Genomic DNA, 19844 nt, shown 5'->3' with positions numbered 1-19844 from the left:
ACGACTGAAGGAGGAACGCATCATATGAAAACGCAAGGCATTCATCATATCTCAGCGATGGTCGGCGATCCACAAGAAAATCTCGATTTTTACGGAACCATTCTCGGACTACGATTCGTCAAAAAAACGGTCAACTTCGATGATCCAGGAACGTACCACTTCTATTTTGGGAACGAATCCGGAGCACCGGGAACGATCATCACGTTCTTTCCGTTTAAAGGCATGGCAAAAGGACAGGTCGGTGCCGGACAAGTCGGAACGACAGCTTACGCGATTCCGGTCGGTGCAGCAGATTTTTGGAAAGCGCGACTGACAGAAAAAAACGTCTCGTTTGAAGAGACGGTTCGTTTCGGAGAGCAACAGATCGCCTTCGAAGATCCACATGGTCTCCAGATTGAACTCGTCGAACGCAAGGGACCGAACAGTCGCTATGAAATCGACAGCATCACACGTGAGGTCGCGATTAAAGGATTCGCGGGAGCGACGTTACTGTCACGGGATCCATCAGACACAGCAAAATTACTGACAGACACATTCGGCCTGACACTCAGCAAACGGACGGAAACCGTTGACCGGTACATCGCAGAAGGCGAGTTCGGGAATGTCGTTGACGTCGTTCATGGTCAAATGCCAGTCGGTCGTCCGGGAACGGGAACGGTTCACCATATCGCGTGGCGGGCGACGGATCAAAAGGAACAACTCGACTGGATGAACGCCATCAACGCGTTCGGTTTGCTGACCACTGAAGTGAAGGACCGCAATTACTTCACATCGATCTATTTCCATGACCGCGGTCGGATCCTCCATGAAATTGCGACCGACAATCCAGGATTCGCAATCGATGAAGAGTTCGAGATGCTCGGAGAAGACTTGAAGTTGCCGGAACAATTCGAAGCACATCGTACGGCGATCACAAATCATGTAACACCTATTACTGTACCGAAGGGGAGACTCGTATGATTCATTTATACCAAGCACCAAAAACAGCAGACGCACCCATCTTTTTATTTTTACATGGCACAGGCGGAACGGAACAAGATCTCGTCGGACTCGTCTCGTTGCTCGATTCGGAAGCAGGTTACTTGTCCGTCCGCGGGGAAGTCTCGGAAAACGGGATGCCACGATTCTTCAAACGACTCGCAGAAGGCGTCTTCGATGAAGAAGACCTCGCTTTACGGACAGCACGTTTAATTCAGTTTTTACGTGACCAGGCAGCGGAGCGTGGTTTTGATCTCGATCGTCTGATTCCAGTCGGATATTCGAACGGTGCGAACATCGCGGCGAATATGTTGTTCGAAGAAGCCTTGTTCAAACAAGCGATTCTGTTGCATCCGATGGTACCACGTCGTGGTGTGACGTTACCTGATTTATCAGACGTGCGCGTCTTCATCGGCGCCGGAAGCAATGACCCAATCTGTCCGGCTCAGGAAACGGAAGAATTATCAGCACTCTTGAAGCAAGCCGGTGCATCAGTCGACGTCACGTGGTCGAATCATGGTCACCAACTGGTCATGCCAACGATTGAAGCGGCAACGGATTGGCTGAAACATTAAAAAAAGGGCTGCCCCATCTCCTTCTTTCATAGAAGATGATGGGGCAGTCCTCTTTTCGTTTCAAGCAGGATGATCACTTTTTGGTCGAGAATAGACGATGAGCACACCACGCTCGACGAGCTGAAGGGCGAGCGTCTGTTTCACTTCTTCCGATGCTTTCGTCTGCGCAAGCTGCCGGTAGAGCAGGCGAAGTTCACGGCGCATCGTCTTACGGATCAGCCACATGCTATCAATCGTGGTACACCAACCGGTCACGGTTTCGTGTCCGATGTAATACTGGGTCTGACGTTCAAGATAACGAATCCACCACTCGTCACGCGCCATTTTTAGTACGACACCTGTGAGGGCAAGTACAAGGATGGCGAGGGGAATGCTTTCATATAAAGGAAGACGACTAATAATAGTACCAACATTCGTGACGAGGGCAAGCATCCCCCATCCTATGCATCCGATGACAAGCCAATATCCAAAGTTGAGAGTACTTCGATGTCGTAACGTCACTTTCGGCGTAAGCAATGAAGTGGCCATCAGAAACACCTCCTTGTTAAATAATCGAATTTTCTGACAATTTTTAGTTGTCCTTCTACTATAGTTACTTTTTCCCGAATCGTCTAGTCATTAGACATGGAAAATGTGTTTCTTTCTTGACGAAATTCGTGTACGCTAAATGTAGAAGTGAGCGGTTACATAAAGGGGGATATAAAGAAATGATGGATCAAGTGATTTGGATTGCTGTCGGTATCGTTGCCGTTGCAGTTTTCTCAGCATCGAGCGTCGCAGCGTACATGGGTGTCAAAAACCAAGAAGACTAATAATCGAAAGCGGCTCATCCCGGAAATCGGGATGAGCCGCTTTTTCGTTTAGTTATTTGCTGTCAAATCGGTTTTCAGCGCATAGGGTTTCAGCGCATCACTCCAGCGTAGATAACCGCCACCGACGAGATGTAATCCATCATACGTCAAGCGATTCTGAAGATATCCTTGTTTATTCGTCAAGACAGGTCGTAAGTCGACGAATGGAACCTTAAGCGATTGAGCGAGATTTTGTAAATTCCGGTTCAACGCTTCGACATCACGGTTGATTCGGACGGAATCCGAATACTTCGGTGCGACAGGAACGGTTGACTGAATGACGACGTCGATGTTATTTTTTCGAAGTGTCGTCACAATCGTCGTCATGTTCTCAGTGATTTGCGGAATCGGTGTATAGTGACGAATATCATTGATACCACCCATCAGGAAGACGCGTTTTGGTTTCATCTCGATGATCAAGTCGAGGCGAGTCAAAAAGCCTTCTGTCGTATCGCCAGGAATCCCGAAATTAATGATTGTCGGATCCTCCATCAAGATGCGCCAATCGGCAAAATTCGTCATCGAGTCACCTAACATGACAGCGTTCGCTGATTTTGGGTATCGATAAGTATGGAATAAACTATTCAAACGGACATAGTTCGGGTTCTTATCGTATTGGAATGTCGTGACTGGAGTCGTACTCGTTGCAGGTAAGACGCTTTCGAATAGTTCGAGAGGTTTACGTCCCAGTAACAATGCAAGGAGAACGACGTTCAAGACGACAGATAGAATCAGGAGTGTCTTTTTCATAAACATTCGTTCCTTTCGAGGGAGTATAAGGGGTAGTGTAACATGAATCGGAATCCGTGGTTTGATAATATCAAAGGTTTTCTTGTCATTTTCGTCGTCATTGGTCACATGCTGACGGATTTACGGTTTGATTATGACGGAAAGTTGCTTGAGACGGTTTATCTGTTGATTTACTCGTTTCATATGCCATTATTCATTATTTTAAGCGGTTATTTCTTCCGCGAAAACAAGTATTTACGTGTCATCCAACTATTTGCCGTCTACTGTGTCTGGCAAATCTTAATTGGATCTTGGGCGACGCTTGGAGAAGGATTGCCGCTCTTTTCCGGTGAAAACATCGGTACGCATCTCCTACGTCCCTACTGGGCACTTTGGTACCTGTTCGTCATGGTCGTCTGGTACATCGTGACGCCATATGTCGTTCACTTGCGTGGATATGTCTGGTTCGGTCTTGCCTTCGCCTTGCTGTATGGATTCGAACTCGAGAACACGGGATTCTTGGCACTTCGGAAGCTGATCATGTTCTATCCGTATTTCTTGCTCGGGAACTACCTATCGGAACACGAATTCATCCGCATCTTCGAGATGCCGAAGAACTTCAAGCGCCGGATGAACGTCCGCTTGATTGGTGGTGTGACGTTCGCAGCCGTCATGGGCTTCTTATTGTTCGAGGCGTGGCGTGACACACCGCAAGAGATCGTCGATTTCGCGAATGCCTTCAAGCATCGTTTCCCGTACGCTGAACAGTATGACAGTGACACGTGGATTGGGGTACTCAAGCATAGCGTCATCTATGTCTTGTCGATCGCGGCCTCGATCGGTTTCATGATGTTGATTCCGATGCGTCGCCTCCCGCTCATCACACGAGCTGGGGAACTCAGCCTCTACGTTTATCTACTCCATGTCTTCTTCGTCATGGCGTGGCGTCAATATGTGACGGATGCGTTCGTTCCACAAGCATGGCTTGCCTTACTGATCATGATTGGCGTCGCCTTGTTGATCGTTGGTATCATCATACACCCGCTCGTCGTCCGTGTCCTCCGTCCTTTGATTGAGATCGACATTCGCCCGATCGTCGAGAAACGGGAAGACCTTTCAAAATAAGGCGGAATGCATTACACTTTAAGATAGATGGATTACTAGACGAAGGGCGTGGAAGGTATGTCATATAATTTAAATAATGCGGACGGTGTCGTGAACGTCTCGCAACAAGTCATCGAGGTCATCGCAGGGGTAGCCGTTCAAGAAACGGAAGGCATCGCCTTTACAGCAGATGATTCGAAATTGCAGGAAAAACAGATGGTCAAACTCGTAAAAGTCGAAGATGTCGGTGGCGACATCACGGTCAGTCTGTCCGTGCATATCAAATACGGCATGTCGATCATCAAGACAGCTGGAAAAGTCCAAGAAAGGATCGCACAAGACATGGAAAACATGCTCGCGTTCCAACCAAAAGCGATCAACGTCCGCGTCATCGGACTCTTAAAAGGATAAGCAAAACGTCTCGGCATCTTGTGTGCCGAGACGTTTTTTTAGGAAGAGGGAGGAAGATAACGGAGACCGAATGCAGGGACGTCTGTTGCGGTGCAGGCGAAACGGAGACGAATCGCATGTTGGCTATGAGCGGGTAAAGACAATCCAGGATGGATGACGTCTGCGAGTGGCGTCTCGCCATTCATCAGTTCGAACGCTAGCGCCTCGAGCGTCAGTGTCTGATCGCTGGCATTACGGACGAGGACGGTCGCGGTCACAGTATCCGGCTCGCGCATGATCGAGACCGGTAAGAGAGACCAGCCATCTGCTGGAGGTGTCGGATGCGAATAAGCGACTTGACGAATCATCCGTTGCTCGGGTTCCGTGAAGTCATCGTCGATGAACAGCTCAGTCAGTGTCTCACTTGAGAAGACGAGTTGCAGCGGTTCCGTCAACTGTTCGAGGTCGACGAAACAGTCGTCTTCTTCAAACGTCAACCAGAGCGGCAACGTCGCCATCGGAAGAATGACGGGAACTTCTTCGATACTGAGGACTTTGCGAGCGACGAGTTCGTCACCGGAGAGCGCAAGGACGACGAGATCATTCAGATGGAACGACCGAGACAACGTGTTTTGGAATAAGGCGATGACTTGAAGTGGACGACGCGATAAGACTTGAAACAGATGGATCGCCATCTGATTGACCTGTAACTCAGGTAGTTGTTTCGCGACGTGACGAAAGACGTATTCGTCTTCCTTGACGATCGGCATGTCCTCCGTGAAATAGAGCGGGGGACGGAACACTTCATTCGACGTGTGCATGGTGCAGTTCTCCTTCGCTATCGTGTGTCTGTTCGGCGCGGCAGATACCAGAAAGAACCTGCTTTTCGAAACTCGCAATGGCATATTCGAAGTAATCCATGCCTTCCCGCTCAAAGATGCGGACCGGTTGCTCTTGTCCGTAACTCCGGAGGTGGATTCCTTCTTTTAAGCTGTTCATGGCTGTTAAGTGGCGCGTCCATTGCTCATCGAGTGCAAGGAGGATGAAGCGTTTGACGGTCTCTTTTTCAGCCGCAACATGGGCAACGAGTAGGGCTTCGGTTTCAGCAATCAGCGGCTCGAGTTGTCGTTTCATCTCGTCGATCGTCTCCAGTCGTTCTAACGTGACTGGTTGATGTAACAGTTGCTCGAGTTCTGTCATGACGAGAGCCAGTGGCCATTCTTCTGGAACGAGATCGTCAGAGAGTGTTTGGTCGAGGATCGACGGCAAGACACGTCCTGCAAATGGCTGAACGATGTCCTCGAGTGACGTCGCATCAACGATTCTGTTCCGGAGATGATAGATCGCTTGCCGTTGTTCACTGATGACTTCTTCGAGCTGGACGAGTTCATCTCGAACACTCCGATTGACGGATTCACACGTCGACTGAGCGAACTGCAATAGATCCCGAACGTCACGTGAAGCCAATGGACCGGAAGCATCCCGTACTTTTTGTTGCACGCGTGCGAGACGGTCGCGCGCGAAACGACGAGGCAGTTCATCTTCGAGTGAGAGATAAAATTGCGTCAATCCGGGATCGCCTTGGCGACCTGCCCGACCACGGAGTTGGTTATCGATCCGGATCGATTCATGGCGTTCCGTTCCGATGACGAACAAACCGCCTTGTTGTTGTGCCGTTTCATCAAGTAAGATATCCGTTCCGCGACCAGCCATGTTCGTGGCGATCGTGATTCGACCGGCTTGTCCGGCTGAAGCGATGATCCGGACTTCCTGATCGACGGTTTTTGCGTTCAGGATCTCGTAGGTGAGTTCATGTGTATCAAGTGTCTTCGCGACGCGTAAAGACTGTTCAATCGACGAAGTACCGATCAGAACCGGTCGTCCCGTGACGTGTGCCGATTTCGTCGCCAGCGCGATTGCCTCTAATTTTTCGTCACGCGTCGCAAAGATGACGTCCTCCGCATCGATCCGGATTTTCGGACGATTCGATGGAATCGTCACGACATCCATCCCGTACGTCTTTTGGAACTCCTCCCGTGACGTCGCCGCTGTACCCGTCATTCCTGCTACCTGATGATAAAGACGGAAATAATGCTGAATCGTGATTTGTGCCGTCGTCCGGTTCTCTTCCGTGACGGGAACACCTTCTTTTGCTTCAAGTGCCTGATGTAACCCGTCGGATAGACTGCGTCCTTCCATCAGACGACCCGTGAAGAGGTCGACGAGCGCGATTTTTTGATCCTTGACGATATAGTCGACATCCCGTTTGAGGACGACATGAGCACGTAAGGCTTGAATGACGTAATGGAAAAGGACGGAGTGCTCAGCAGCAAACAGATGATCAATCGCAAACGCCTCCTCGATCGTCTCGATTCCCTGGTCAGTCAAGGCGACCGCTTTAATCTCTTCGTCGAACGTATAATCCCGCTCGTCTTCGAAGGTCTGGACGACATGACGGACGAGTTGCTGTAACCCTTCGTGGACACTGTCTCGTTCCGCCATAATGAGTGGCGTTTTCGCTTCATCGATTAAAATGCTATCGACTTCGTCGATCAAGGCGAAATGAAGCGGACGTTGCAGACGTTCCGTCGGCTCTATGATCAGATGATCACGCAGGTAATCGAATCCGAATTCAGTCCCGACACCGTATGTAATATCCGCTGCGTAGGCAATCCGTTTTTCCTCAAACGTAGCTTCAGCTGAATTGATTCCGACCTGCAACCCTAAAAAGCGGTGAATCTGACCGATTTGCTCAGCATCGCGCTGTGCCAGATACTCATTGACGGTAATGACGTGAACACCTTTTCCATGAAGCGCCTGAGTGAAGCTCGCGAGTGAAGCAACGAGCGTCTTTCCTTCACCGGTCGCCATCTCGGCGATTTGTCCTTCAAGTAATGCCAGACCGCCCATGAGCTGCACGTCGTAATGCCGTAAGCCAATCGTTCGTTTACTCGCTTCTCGGACAAGGGCGAATGCCATTGGTGTGATCGCATCGATTCGTTCCCCGGCTTGTAGCCGCTCACGTAATGAGGCGGTCAATTCACGTAACGCTTGATCGGATGTTTGTTCCATTTCTCGTTCTAGGCTATTGATCGTCGTTACGATTTTCTCATAACGATGAATTCTTCGACTTTGATCATTCAACAACTGTTTAACACGTTGAAACATCTTCGTCACTCCCTCATATGCTATGAGATTCATTATAGCAGTTAAAAAATGTAAAACGAATAGTAAAGAACGAAATAAGTAAAACATTCCCTTAAAATTGAAAGCGTTATCAAAATAAACATGTTTCACGCTTAAAAATAGAAAATCAGAAATATTTGATAACGCTTGCAAAGATTCGGAAGAACCAGTAAAATTATTCATAAGGCAAGTGCAATCGTTTGCGCAAAGTCATTCGATTTCTTGCCTTTCATGGACGATGGAAGAAAGGATGGATGTCGGATGGCACCAACGATCGAAGCGGTCATTTTTGATTTAGACGGCGTAATTACCGATACAGCAGAGTATCACTACTTAGCGTGGAAACAACTTGGAGAGGATTTGGATATCCCGTTCGACCGGGAATTCAATGAGACATTAAAAGGTGTCAGCCGGATGGATTCACTCGAGCGTATCCTTGCGCTCGGCGGAAAACAGAACGCTTTTTCGGAGGAAGAGAAGCTAGCACTTGCTGCGAAGAAAAATGAACACTACGTCACATTGATCCAACATATTTCTGAACAGGATCTTCTTCCTGGAATCACTGCATTCCTCGATGAAATCCGAAACGCTGGGCTGAAGATCGGAATGGCGTCCGCTTCTAAAAATGCGCTGATGGTCGTCGAGGCACTAAAGGTCCGACACTATTTCGATGACATCGTAGACGCTGCGACCGTTGCACAATCGAAACCACACCCTGAAGTGTTTCTCCGTGCTGCAGAAGCACTCGACGTCGAACCGAGTCGTTGCATCGGTGTAGAAGATGCGACAGCTGGCATCACTGCCATCCACGCTGCCGGCATGTATGCCGTCGGAGTTGGACCGGAGTCGGCGCTCCATGAGGCAGACTATCGTGTCGATTCGACAGATTTGCTATCCCTTGAGCAAATCCTCGCTAGTCGCTCCCTTGTCTGAACCATTCCCTGATGGTGAAGGACATTCCTTGAAAGTTATGTGTATGCAAAAAGGATCGCTTCCCTGAGCGATCCTTTTTGATATGGCGTTGATTTAAAGTGAGGCAAGAATGCCGTCCGCGATTGCTTGCGCGTAACGTGACTGATACGATGCGTTCGTCAGTTTCGCCCGATCCGCGCTGTTCGAGAGGAAACCGAGTTCCGCTAGAATCGACGGTGCTTTCGTACCACGAATGACGGCATAGTTCGCATAGTGGACGCTTCGGTCGCGCATGCCAGCGTATGAGACGAGGCGTTGCTGGACGTTACGAGCGAGGTTGATCGAAGAGGCGCCTTTATAGTAGAAGGTCTCTGCTCCGTATGCTTGCGTACTCGTTGAAGCATTGATATGGACACTGACGAAAGCAGTCGTCGCATGACTGTTCGCAAGGGCACTTCGCTCTCCAAGTGACGGATAGTAGTCGTTCGTATAGCGTGACATCGTCACATCGACTTTTCCGGCAAGACGCTCGGCGACTTGTTTCGTGACAGCAAGGACGATGTCACGCTCTGTCACACCGTAACGAACCGCACCTGCGTCGTGTCCGCCGTGACCCGGGTCAAGGACGAGAAGTGGGCGATTCGATGGTGCTGGTTGGAACAACGTCAGATACGTCGCATCGACATAACCGCTTTGACCACTTGCCGTCCGAACGGCGACGAACCCTTTCGTTTGATGACGTGAATTCGTGACGACGACAGGAGTACCGCGTCCAAGACGAGCGATTTGACCACTGAGCGTCGACGCGCTCGCACGAAGCGCGACACTATTGCCTGACGGGATCAACACATACATCTTTGATCCACTATAATCAACGTTTCCAGTCGTCGAGGCAGGAACGGAAGTCCCTTTTTTCAGGTACGTTCCCATGACATACCCCGTTTTCCCTTGGTACTGGACCGTGTGCCAGTTTGCTTTAACGGCGAGGGAATTGACGGCAGTCCCGCTCGGAATCGTCGTCAGGACTTTTCCGGATGTCGAAGGAGACGAACGGAAATTCAAGCGATCCGTCGTCGTATAGACCGTCGTTTTGGCTGGTGTAGTCACTTTCTTTAAATAAGAACCAGAAACATAACCCGTCTTATTTGCATAGGTCACTTTGTACCAATTCCCGCTTTTGAAACTCGATTGTACATCGGCTCCTTTAGGGATTGTCAGTAATCGAGTAGAAGAGGTCGTTGCCGCACTGCGCAAGGATAGCGCATCCGTCGTCTTATAAGACGTCTTTGAAAAAGAAGTGCCACTCTCGATTTTTTTCAGATAAGATCCGGTCACATATCCCGTCTTTCCTTTATATGACAACTTATACCAAGAGCCTTTTCGATAGCTCGACGTGACTTTCGTCGTCTTCGGGATCGTCAGCAATTTTTTAGAAGACGTCGAGTTCGAACTACGTAGATTCAAAGCATCCGTCGTCTGATACGAAGTTTTCGTAAAGGTTGTACCAGAAGCAGCCGATACAGTAGAAGTAGAGGCGAAGCAACCGGATACCAACGAAAGTACTAGAGCGGTCCGAAGTGTTTTAGGTAATTTGCCCATTAAATTTCCAGTCTCCTTTTCGGTAAAATAAGAAAGATATATATTGAATTAGTAGAACTTAAGTATTATTAAAATAGTTAAATGTCGAAATTATATGTTCCGTTTTCATTCCTTTCTGTTAATATGAGGTGTAGCTAATTTATCGGTAAGGATATGAAAATATTACAGGATAATTAAATAATTAAAGAAATTATATATTATCAAGACAAATTATAGTTTAAGATATTTCAAAATACATACAAATGAAACACGATTGAAACATTAATGTATAAAAAAGGAAAGAGGGGCAAGGAATGGGTAACAGTGAACACATTTACCGCGAACTAATGGAAATCGAAGAGGAATACCGTCGTTTACAGCGGCGTGCCGAGTATTTGATCTCGGAATTAAGCCGTGGAACGGGAGAACATTCGCAAGAAGTCGCCGTCACACATGAGCGTCCGTTAAAGCAACGTCGCGTCAATCAGCGTTATCCACTAGAAGTCTATGTGCACCAAATCAGCGATTTGATGCGCGAGCGTGAATCGATGACAGCACGTGACATCCAAATGGAGCTTGAATTGCGTTACCGTCACCAAATTAGTAACATCTACCAATTGATGGCGAAAGTCGAACAGGCAAACCCTGCCATCAAAAAAGTCGGACGCGGTATCTATACATATGATCCAGCTGCTGAAGTACCGATCTTCATGTAAGAGCCGCTCGTCGGCTCTTTTTTTTTATGATATAATTCGCGCAGGAGCGTGATGTTACTATGTTATGGACTGCGTCCATCGTCTGTTTTATCGCCGCCTTACTGATCACACCCGTCGTGAAACGCTTTGCGATTGCAGTCGGTGCCGTTGACAGTCCGGACGCGCGAAAAGTACACGTCCGAATCATGCCGCGACTTGGCGGATTAGCGATCTATATCGCCTTCATGATCGGTTATTTCATCTTACAACCTTCGAGTCCGTACGCGACGCACATTTTAGTCGGTGGATTCGTTATCATTTTGACCGGTGCACTGGATGATCGATTCCAACTCAATGCCCGTTTGAAGCTGATGGGGCAAATCGTTGCTGCCGTCATCGTCCTAAACGGTGGGATCCGGATCGAGTTCATCAATCTACCGTTTGACCAGCAGTTATATCTCGGATGGTGGAGTGTTCCGCTGACGTTCCTTTGGGTCATCGGGATCACGAATGCCGTCAACTTGATTGATGGATTAGACGGATTAGCAGCGGGTGTCTCGAGTATCGTCTTGTTGACATTGATCAGTCTTGCCGTCATTCAAGGAAACGTCTACGTGACGATCGTCGCGATTCTCTTATTGATGAGTACGTTCGGTTTTCTGTTTCATAACTTCTACCCAGCGAAGATTTTCATGGGTGATACCGGTGCCTTGTTCCTTGGCTATATGCTTGGTGTGTTATCACTCCTTGGATTCAAGAACGTGACGTTGTTCTCGCTTGCCGTTCCGGTCATTTTGCTTGGGATCCCGATTTCCGACACGTTGTTTGCGATCGTTCGACGGGTATTGCAAGGAAAACCACCATTTGCGCCGGATAAGGCCCATCTGCATCACCGATTGCTTGATCTCGGCTTTACGATGCGCCAAGCCGTGCTCGTCATCTATGGACTCTGTGCCATCTTCGGAATGACGGCGATTCTATTCTCGCAGACGAATTCGATCGGTGCCTTCGTCTCACTCGTCATGTTATTGCTCGTTCTTGACATTCTCGTCGAGTCGCTCGGTTTGCTTGGCGAACGTTATCGACCATTGTTGAATTTGTTGGAACGTTTTACATCGAAATAACGTATATCAAAAAAGACCGCTCATCCGTGTGAGCGGTCTTTTTTCAGAAAGGGAGTGTTGGAATGAATCAATCATTGAATCAACGCATCGTCTATTTAGATGTGTTACGTGGTTTTGCACTATGCGGGATTTTATTCGTCAACATGCCGAGTTTTCTCGGTGATCGACCGAATGCGATGATGGGGGAGGTGGATCAATCGATTCGTCTCATTTTTGATCTCTTCATCCAGACGAAATTCTATACCCTGTTTAGTGTCTTGTTCGGAGCCGGTTTTTATCTGTTCATCAATCGGTTGCGACAACGTGGTCTACCGATGACGATCTTCGCAAGGCGACTTGGAATTCTGCTCATCATTGGTCTTTTGCACCTGCTTGTCTGGCAGGGAGATATCTTACATACGTATGCGTTGACGGGCTTTATTTTGTTATTGTTCGCCAAGACAAAGCCGGTCACGAAACTCTTGTTTGCGATAGCATTTCAAATCTATGCCATTCTGCTCTATCTACTTATTTTCTTTGGGGCTCGTCAATTTGGCGACGCTCCCGTCGTCGAGCTGGATAAGACACTTCAGTCGTTCGTCGCATCGCGCGATCTTCTCGGATTTTTATCGCATCACGCGACAGTTCAATTACCGGAAGCCCTCATGAATTCCGGTGTCATTTGGCCAGAAATTCTATCCCTGTTCTTGATCGGAGCCTATTTGATGGAACGCTTCAGCGTAGCGCCCCCAACGAATCGTTTCCTGTGGTGGACACTTGGAATTAGTTTACTACTGACACTTCCGTCATTCGCTGGAATCATGCAGGCGCATGCTGATGTACCAGACGGATCAATCAATCTATTTTACGTTTGGCTCTCAGGACGCACGCTTGCGATCACCTATGCTTGTGCCGTTGCGTTACTCGTTCGTGCTGGGCGTATGCAATGGTTTGCTGGACTGGGACGGATGGCATTGACGAATTATTTGATGCATACAGTCGTCTTTACCGTGTTCGTCTTCTTCAGTGGACAACATGGAACAACACCGTTATGGCAAGGACTGTTACTCGTTTTCCTGCTTTTGATCGCACAAGGTGTTGCTTCAAACAGATATCTCCAGTCTCATCCACAAGGTCCCATGGAGAAATTGTGGCGAAAAGGGACTTATGGAAAGAAAAAACGTTGAAGTTCACAAGAACTTAACATCTTTTGTGTAGAATGAAGGATGGAGGTGAAACATGCATCGTTTAATTGAAATCTTTCTTGTATCATTTAAGCTCGGATTGACATCATTCGGCGGTCCGGTCGCCCATCTCGGATATTTTTATGAAGAATATGTCAAACGGAAAAAATGGATTGATGAGAAAGCCTATGCTGACTTAGTTGCACTCTGTCAATTCCTACCGGGTCCCGCTTCGAGTCAGGTCGGAATGGGAATCGGTCTGATCCGTGGAGGCGTAGCAGGGGCGATCATTTCCTTCGTCGGCTTCACGTTGCCGTCGAGTATCGCTTTGATTCTATTCGCGATTCTTGCGACACAATTCGATGTTGCGGAAGCCGGATTCATTCATGGTTTGAAACTCGTCGCGGTCGCAATCGTTGCTGACGCTGTCCTTGGCATGGGAATGAAACTTGCGACAGGAGTCAAACGGATGACGTTGATGCTACTAGCGCTAGCAGGCGTACTCTTGATCGCACATCCATTAGCGCAAGTCGGTGTCTTGTTGCTCGCAGGTCTTCTTGCGTTCTTCTGGTTCAAAGAAGAGACGGAGACGGGTGGATCCTTGTCGATTCGCGTACCACGCCTACTTAGCATCACAGCACTCGTCTTATTCTTCGTCTTACTTGCCGTCACACCGTTTCTCGCGCAATCTGCGACGGGAACCGTCCAACTGACGAGTATCATGTACAGTGCTGGTGCCCTCGTTTTTGGTGGCGGACATGTCGTCTTGCCTTTCCTTGAGCAGACACTCGTACCTGGGCTGATGAACACGGATACGTTCCTTGCTGGTTACGCCGCTGCACAGGCGGTACCGGGACCACTCTTTACGTTCGCAACGTATCTCGGTACGATCGTCTCTGGTGTATCCAGCGGTCTTCTTGCGACGCTCGCGATCTTCCTGCCAGGATTCCTACTCGTCATCGGTGTTTTACCGTACTGGGATCGTATTCGGAAGAATCAAGCAGTCGGACGCATGTTGATCGGCGTCAATGCTGCCGTCGTCGGTATCTTGCTTGCCGCTCTTTATGATCCAATCTTTACGTCAAGCATCAAGAGTGGTCTTGATTTCTTGATTGCCTTCGGTTTGTTCTGTTTACTTCGTTTTTATAAACAGTCGCCGTTACGAATCGTGTTAATCGGAGCCGCTCTCGGATTCCTTTTCTTCTAAACAACAAAGAAGCAGTAGACTCGGTGTCTACTGCTTCTTTGTTGTTCCTAAAAGTCAGGTGCGCATCAAAAAGACAAGTTCGATCCCACTACGCCACTCGCGCTGGACTTCTGAAAAGCCGAAACGAGTATAGAGCGAAAGCGCTGGCAGATTACGTGCACCGGTCATGACATGTCTGGACTGATGTCGCTTTATCACGTGATGCAGTAAGGACTGTGCAATTCCTTGACGGAAGTATGCCGGATCAACGACGAGTCGAGTGATCGTTCCATCAGCAATCGTGACAGCACCAACAATGTCGTCATCAATGACGTAAACGAAACCGATCGGCGCTTCAACGTCGATCTCATCGATCGTTTCGCGTAAGGGCGGGAAATCAGTCGCATTGAGTAATGCGGCTTCTATCTGATAAGCGCGACGTTGTACTTCCAGCAGTGACGCATGATCAGTTGCTTGGAGTGAACGAATCATCTGCAGCCTCCGACGTGATGCTGTCTGTCGTCTCATCGATTGGCAAATTGAGTTGTTCCTTCAATGTCGTCTTCGCGTCAGCCAATGAAGTTTGATCAAGCTGGTAGTAATAGACCCCGTTAATTTTCGTGTCCGTTCCTTTAAGATCGATCCGGTTGATGGAACCGATTTTTTTGATGAACGGTTGCAGTTGGAACGCTTCCGTCAACGACATGTTCGTCCGGAAATTGTCTCCCATCGCGTCCATCAGGGTATTTAATTTGGTGATTGAACCGAACGATGTCGACTGATCAACGATGGCTTCGACGATCTGTTGTTGACGTTTTGTCCGACCAATATCTCCTTCAGGATCTTGATAACGCATTCGGGCATAGGCGAGTGCTTCCTCTCCGTTCAACGTCTGTTGACCCGGTTCCAATTTAACGCCATTGCGCTTATCGGATGAGTCGAGTGTATCGATTGGTAACTTGACGTCGACATCGATGCCGCCCAATGCGTCGACGATCGCGACGACACCATTGAAGTTGATCGATGCATAATAATCGATTGGAATATCGAGCAACGTCTCGACCGTTTCAATCGTTGAATCGATGCCCCCAAAGGCATAAGAGTGGTTGATTTTATCCTCGTAACCGACAGAAGGAATCTCGACGAGTGAATCACGGGGAATGCTGACCATATCAACGGTCTGATCGTCCTTGTTGAATGTTGCGACGATCATCGTATCAGCACGGGATGAGGTATCACCAGGTCGTTCATCCGTTCCGACGAGCAGAACGGAAAAGTGATCTTTCGTCAAATCAATGGCTGCTTCTCGTTTCTCGGACTTGTCACCGCGCGCTAAATCGACGTTTGCATCGTTTGCAGTCTGGAACGTCTTATACGCGACGTAAGCGAAGGTAGCACCTCCACCCACGAGCACGACCAGAAAACTGATCACGAACACCTTGAACCAAGAACGTTTTTTCTTTATCTTTTTTTTATTACTGCGGGTTCGCTCTTCCACGTTCATTAACTCCTAACTTTAACTGAATTTTTAAAAAACTTTAAAATTCTTTACAATCAGTATATCAGTTCAGAAAATAATGTCACGTTCGAGGTAACGAGTAGAGCCGCTTGACAAATTGGCTTGACCGTTCGTCATGTTCGTCATCCAGTCGAGAAAATCGGGAACATCGGCTGTCTTGACGAGGACGTCGATCTGGACTTGATCGAGGTAATGAATCTGATCAATCGGATGGACGCTTGCCCGTAGTTCGTTCTCGAGCTTTCCAAGCCATGTATAGTCGACGTTGACGGAAACAACGGTATGTTCGATCCGTTCGACGACACCGACTGCGTTCAGTGCTTCAGAGACACTCGAACCATACGCGCGAATCAATCCACCACCACCGAGCTTGATGCCGCCGAAATACCGTGTCACGACGACGACCGTATCGCGCAAGTCACGCTTCTTCAATACTTCAAGCATCGGAACACCAGCCGTTCCACTTGGTTCACCGTCATCATTCGCTTTTTGAATCTCATTACGCTCACCGATGACGTAGGCAGAGCAGTTATGGTTCGCATCGTGATGTTTTTTTTTCAACTCGGAAATGAACGCCTGGGCTTGTTCTTCCGTCGTTGCGCGAGCTAAATAAGTGATGAATCGTGACTTTTGGATAATGATTTCGTGGAAACCGTTTTCTTTTACTGTATAATAATTAGATAATGTCATAATCAAAAATGTCCTCCTCGTTAACTAGTTCTTTCTAGCATAACGACGTTCCAAGAGAGAGACAACCGTAGACGACTGGCAAGGAATGGAGGGAGTACCATGACGAATGAGATGAGGGAGCGGCTATCCTTGAATGATATCGTACAGAACATCATCGGCGTCGTAGAAGAGAGTCGGGAAGAAATCGTCCGGATCACGGAAAGTTCTCGCGAACAATATGCCGAAATCCAGCAAGAACTGCGCGACCTGAAGATTCGGGTGCACGACTATATAAAAGAAGCAGAACGACTCGAACGCCATATCAAGGATGCGAAGGCGCGACTCGTCGTCGTCAGTAAGAACTTCGACAGCTACTCGGAACAGGATGTCCGGTCGGCCTATGAGACAGCGAACGCGTTGCAACTCGAATCGTTCATCAATCAACGAGACGAGATGAATTGCCGAAAGCGTCGCGATGAGCTCGAACGCCGACTGATTCAGCTCGATGAGACGATTGAACGAGCAGATCAATTGATTGGACGCGTCTCGGTCGTCTTGAACTTCTTGACGGACGATATGCAGATGATGAATGAAAAATATGAAAAGGCGATGCAAAAACAGGAGATGGGTCTAAAAGTCTTCCAGTCCGCCGAAAATGAACGGCGCCGCTTGTCGCGCGACATGCATGATGGTCCGGCGCAGACGCTTGCCCACGTCTTGATCCGGGCGGATTTGATTGAAAAGATTCACCAGCACAATGGGGCAGAGGCAGCTTTTGAAGAGATTCACCGTTTGCGGACGTTGATTCGGGATGGACTTGCCGATATTCGTCGCATCATATACGATTTACGCCCGATGACGCTTGACGATCTCGGATTCGTTCCGACGCTTGAACGCTATCTTCGTCATATTCAAGAAATTTCGAATATTCCGGTCCACTTCAATTATCTAGGAGGCGGTGAACGGATCGATTCGACGTATGAAGTTGCCGTCTTCCGAATCGTCCAAGAAGCCGTCCAAAATGCAGTTAAGCATTCCAAAGCGAGTGACATTCGTATTATCATAGAACAATATCAACATTCCGTACGAATCCATGTGAATGATAATGGCGTTGGATTTGATTTCGATTCCATCGTCGCATCGTGCGACGAGTCATTCGGACTCGTTGGTATGCGTGAACGGATCGAATTGATCGATGGTGAATTCGATATCGAGACGCAGCCCGGAAAAGGTACGGTCATCAAGGTCAAGATTCCAATCGAGGAATCCGAAGCGAGAGGGGAAACACTGTGAACAACGAGCAAGTGAAAGTAGTCATCGTCGACGATCATCAGTTATTCCGCGAAGGCGTTAAACGAATTCTTGATTTCGAAGAAGAATTCGTCGTCGTAGCGGAAGGGGAAAGCGGAGCAGAAGTCATCTCGCTCGTCGAAACCCATCAACCGGATATCGTCTTAATGGATATCAACATGCCGCAAGTCAACGGTGTTGAAGCAACAAAACGTCTGATGGAAGTCTATCCGGACGTGCGTGTCATCATCTTATCGATTCATGATGATGAGACGTATGTCATGCACGCCCTAGGTGCCGGTGCAGTCGGTTACCTCTTAAAGGAAATGGCGACGGATGAACTCGTCAATGCGATTCGTTCCGTGTACCGCGAAGGCGGATACGTCCACCCGAAAGTCACACCGAACTTATTGCAGGAATACCGTCGTTTGATGAAGATGAAACAAACGATGGCGTCACAACCTGTTGAAAAACGAGTCGCGGAAGCACCACTCCACGTCTTGACGCGTCGCGAATGCGAAGTCTTGCAATTGTTAGCGGACGGTTTCTCGAACCGTGCGATCAGTGATACGTTATACATCAGTGAAAAGACGGTCAAGAACCACGTTTCATCGATCCTCCGGAAGATGAATGTGCCGGACCGGACCGGTGCTGTCGTCGAATCAATCCGTCGTGGATGGGTCGTCGTTTAATATCTCGAAAGACAGGAGCTCCCGCTTCCGTCTTTCTTTTTTTATCCAATAAAAAATGCTACACTTAAAAGCGATTGTGGCGTGTCACATTTGGCAGCGTCACGACGGAACTATAAAAGCGAGGAAATTCACGGATGAGCCAGATTGTGATCTTAACGGATAGCACAGCCTATCTGCCAACTACCTATTGTGAAGAACATCAAGTGCACGTCGCACCACTTAGTGTCATCTTCGACGGTGACGCCTACCGGGAAGGGTTCGATATCTCGGTAGCGGAATTTTATGAACGCATCCAGACGGGCAGTCTCCCGACGACCTCACAACCAAACATCGGTGATCTCGTGTCGTCGTTCGAGCAGTTGCCAGAAGGAACGGAAATCATTGGTATTACACTATCAAGTGGGATCAGCGGAACGTACCAAGCGTTACATACGATCAATATGATGGTGGATCATGTCAACGTCCATCCAGTCGATTCACGTATTTCCTGTATGCCGCAAGCGTTTCTCGTCCAAGAAGCCGTTCGTTTGCGAGATGCAGGAGCGACGGCAGAGACGATCGTCCAGCGTCTTGAGACATTAAAGGAACAGATTCGAGCTTATTTCGTCGTCGACGATCTCGAACACCTCCAGCGTGGAGGACGTTTGAGTGTCGCGCAAGCATTCGTCGGCTCGTTCCTGAAAATCAAGCCGGTCCTTCATTTCGTTGATGGAAAAATCGTTCCGTTTGAAAAGATTCGAACGTTTAAGCGGGCAGTCAATCGGATTGAGGAAATGATGAAGGAAGATATTCGCGGTGACGGTACCGGTTATGTCATCGGTGTCATCCATGCCGAGGATTCTGCGAAAGCAGAAGCAGAGATTGCTGAACTGAAGGCACTTTTCCCGCAGGCACGCATCGAGATGAGTGTTTTTGGACCCGTCATCGGTACACACCTCGGACCAGGAGCAATTGGTGTCACATGGTATCACGCAGCAGAATAAGATAAGAGCGGAAGCAGTAGGAATTCTCTTCATGAGGATACCTGCTGCTTTTGTTTTGTCAAAATCCTCAAAAATCATGGATGACTATATGGAAACGCCTGTTGAAACCGTAACGTATGACGTTACCTCGAATTCTGCGAGTCAAAAGCTCAAGTTGAGTAGTGGAACGCTCACAAGGAGATGACGGACGTCCGCGAGAAAGAGACGAAACAGAAAAGGA

Annotated in this window: 20 protein-coding genes; 12 read left to right on the top strand and 8 right to left on the bottom strand. The window is 48.4% G+C overall.

Features of this window, described 5'->3' with window-relative positions:
- Positions 1–24 precede the first annotated feature (24 nt).
- A complete protein-coding gene (locus MKY22_RS13220; RefSeq protein ID WP_341089110.1) occupies positions 25–960 on the top strand; it encodes a VOC family protein in 936 nt (311 codons plus the stop codon).
- Complete coding sequence (locus tag MKY22_RS13215; protein ID WP_341089109.1) at positions 957–1553, top strand: alpha/beta hydrolase; 597 nt, start codon at positions 957–959, stop codon at positions 1551–1553. The genes MKY22_RS13220 and MKY22_RS13215 overlap by 4 nt, the downstream gene beginning before the upstream one ends.
- 60 nt (positions 1554–1613) lie before the next feature.
- Here MKY22_RS13215 and MKY22_RS13210 read toward each other — a convergent pair whose 3' ends face one another.
- Positions 1614–2081: a hypothetical protein gene (locus tag MKY22_RS13210; protein ID WP_290721232.1), complete on the bottom strand. Its 468-nt coding sequence runs from the start codon at positions 2079–2081 to the stop codon at positions 1614–1616.
- A 332-nt stretch (positions 2082–2413) separates the two neighbouring features.
- On the bottom strand, positions 2414–3154 hold the full coding sequence (locus tag MKY22_RS13205) for an SGNH/GDSL hydrolase family protein (RefSeq protein WP_341089103.1): 741 nt from the start codon (positions 3152–3154) through the stop codon (positions 2414–2416).
- A 42-nt stretch (positions 3155–3196) separates the two neighbouring features.
- On the opposite strand from MKY22_RS13205, the gene MKY22_RS13200 reads away from it, so the two are divergent.
- The gene (locus MKY22_RS13200) at positions 3197–4258 is read left to right on the top strand and encodes an acyltransferase family protein (protein ID WP_341089101.1); all 1062 of its coding nucleotides are present in this window, start codon (positions 3197–3199) and stop codon (positions 4256–4258) included.
- 57 nt (positions 4259–4315) lie between these two features.
- Positions 4316–4648: an Asp23/Gls24 family envelope stress response protein gene (locus MKY22_RS13195; protein WP_029342549.1), complete on the top strand. Its 333-nt coding sequence runs from the start codon at positions 4316–4318 to the stop codon at positions 4646–4648.
- Positions 4649–4686: 38 nt separating this feature from the next.
- Here MKY22_RS13195 and MKY22_RS13190 read toward each other — a convergent pair whose 3' ends face one another.
- Positions 4687–5448 carry an SLAP domain-containing protein gene (locus tag MKY22_RS13190; RefSeq protein WP_341089098.1) on the bottom strand — a complete coding sequence of 254 codons (762 nt, stop codon included), beginning with the start codon at positions 5446–5448 and terminating at the stop codon, positions 4687–4689.
- Complete coding sequence (secA2, locus tag MKY22_RS13185; protein WP_341089096.1) at positions 5432–7795, bottom strand: accessory Sec system translocase SecA2; 2364 nt, start codon at positions 7793–7795, stop codon at positions 5432–5434. The genes MKY22_RS13190 and secA2 overlap by 17 nt, the downstream gene beginning before the upstream one ends.
- A 279-nt stretch (positions 7796–8074) precedes the next feature.
- Here secA2 and pgmB point away from each other — a divergent pair, with 279 nt between their 5' ends.
- Positions 8075–8746 carry a beta-phosphoglucomutase gene (gene pgmB, locus MKY22_RS13180; protein ID WP_029342546.1) on the top strand — a complete coding sequence of 224 codons (672 nt, stop codon included), beginning with the start codon at positions 8075–8077 and terminating at the stop codon, positions 8744–8746.
- A 93-nt stretch (positions 8747–8839) separates the two neighbouring features.
- On the opposite strand, the gene MKY22_RS13175 is transcribed toward pgmB, so the two are convergent.
- Positions 8840–10324 carry an N-acetylmuramoyl-L-alanine amidase gene (locus MKY22_RS13175; protein WP_341089093.1) on the bottom strand — a complete coding sequence of 495 codons (1485 nt, stop codon included), beginning with the start codon at positions 10322–10324 and terminating at the stop codon, positions 8840–8842.
- A 293-nt stretch (positions 10325–10617) separates the two neighbouring features.
- Here MKY22_RS13175 and MKY22_RS13170 point away from each other — a divergent pair, with 293 nt between their 5' ends.
- The 4 genes from MKY22_RS13170 to chrA all read left to right on the top strand — a co-directional run bounded on the left by MKY22_RS13170 (position 10618) and on the right by chrA (position 14492).
- A complete protein-coding gene (locus MKY22_RS13170; RefSeq protein WP_029342544.1) occupies positions 10618–11019 on the top strand; it encodes a Rok-like winged helix domain-containing protein in 402 nt (133 codons plus the stop codon).
- 59 nt (positions 11020–11078) lie between these two features.
- Positions 11079–12122: a glycosyltransferase family 4 protein gene (locus MKY22_RS13165; protein ID WP_341089091.1), complete on the top strand. Its 1044-nt coding sequence runs from the start codon at positions 11079–11081 to the stop codon at positions 12120–12122.
- A gap of 62 nt (positions 12123–12184) precedes the next feature.
- On the top strand, positions 12185–13288 hold the full coding sequence (locus tag MKY22_RS13160) for a DUF418 domain-containing protein (protein ID WP_341089088.1): 1104 nt from the start codon (positions 12185–12187) through the stop codon (positions 13286–13288).
- A gap of 52 nt (positions 13289–13340) precedes the next feature.
- Entirely contained in the window at positions 13341–14492 is a 1152-nt protein-coding gene (gene chrA, locus MKY22_RS13155; RefSeq protein ID WP_341089085.1) for a chromate efflux transporter, read from the top strand.
- A 54-nt stretch (positions 14493–14546) separates the two neighbouring features.
- Here chrA and MKY22_RS13150 read toward each other — a convergent pair whose 3' ends face one another.
- The 3 genes from MKY22_RS13150 to MKY22_RS13140 form a co-directional block, all read right to left on the bottom strand.
- Positions 14547–14963, bottom strand: coding sequence for a GNAT family N-acetyltransferase (locus MKY22_RS13150; RefSeq protein ID WP_341089083.1), 417 nt, complete (start codon positions 14961–14963; stop codon positions 14547–14549).
- Positions 14938–15903 (bottom strand): LCP family protein, encoded by a 966-nt coding sequence (locus tag MKY22_RS13145; protein ID WP_341089081.1) that lies wholly within the window; start codon positions 15901–15903, stop codon positions 14938–14940. The genes MKY22_RS13150 and MKY22_RS13145 overlap by 26 nt, the downstream gene beginning before the upstream one ends.
- A 135-nt stretch (positions 15904–16038) precedes the next feature.
- Positions 16039–16680, bottom strand: a complete 642-nt coding sequence (locus tag MKY22_RS13140; RefSeq protein ID WP_341089079.1) for a YigZ family protein — start codon at positions 16678–16680, stop codon at positions 16039–16041.
- 99 nt (positions 16681–16779) lie between these two features.
- Here MKY22_RS13140 and MKY22_RS13135 point away from each other — a divergent pair, with 99 nt between their 5' ends.
- The 3 genes from MKY22_RS13135 to MKY22_RS13125 all read left to right on the top strand — a co-directional run bounded on the left by MKY22_RS13135 (position 16780) and on the right by MKY22_RS13125 (position 19624).
- Positions 16780–17952: a sensor histidine kinase gene (locus MKY22_RS13135; protein ID WP_341089077.1), complete on the top strand. Its 1173-nt coding sequence runs from the start codon at positions 16780–16782 to the stop codon at positions 17950–17952.
- Complete coding sequence (locus tag MKY22_RS13130; RefSeq protein ID WP_029342537.1) at positions 17949–18641, top strand: response regulator; 693 nt, start codon at positions 17949–17951, stop codon at positions 18639–18641. Before MKY22_RS13135 ends, MKY22_RS13130 begins: the two co-directional genes overlap by 4 nt.
- A 134-nt stretch (positions 18642–18775) precedes the next feature.
- On the top strand, positions 18776–19624 hold the full coding sequence (locus MKY22_RS13125; RefSeq protein ID WP_341089073.1) for a DegV family protein: 849 nt from the start codon (positions 18776–18778) through the stop codon (positions 19622–19624).
- Positions 19625–19844 lie beyond the last annotated feature (220 nt).

Source organism: Exiguobacterium sp. FSL W8-0210 (assembly GCF_038006045.1).
GTDB lineage: Bacteria > Bacillota > Bacilli > Exiguobacteriales > Exiguobacteriaceae > Exiguobacterium_A.
Note: the sequence above shows the minus strand (reverse complement) of the source record. Positions and strands in the feature narration are given on the sequence as shown.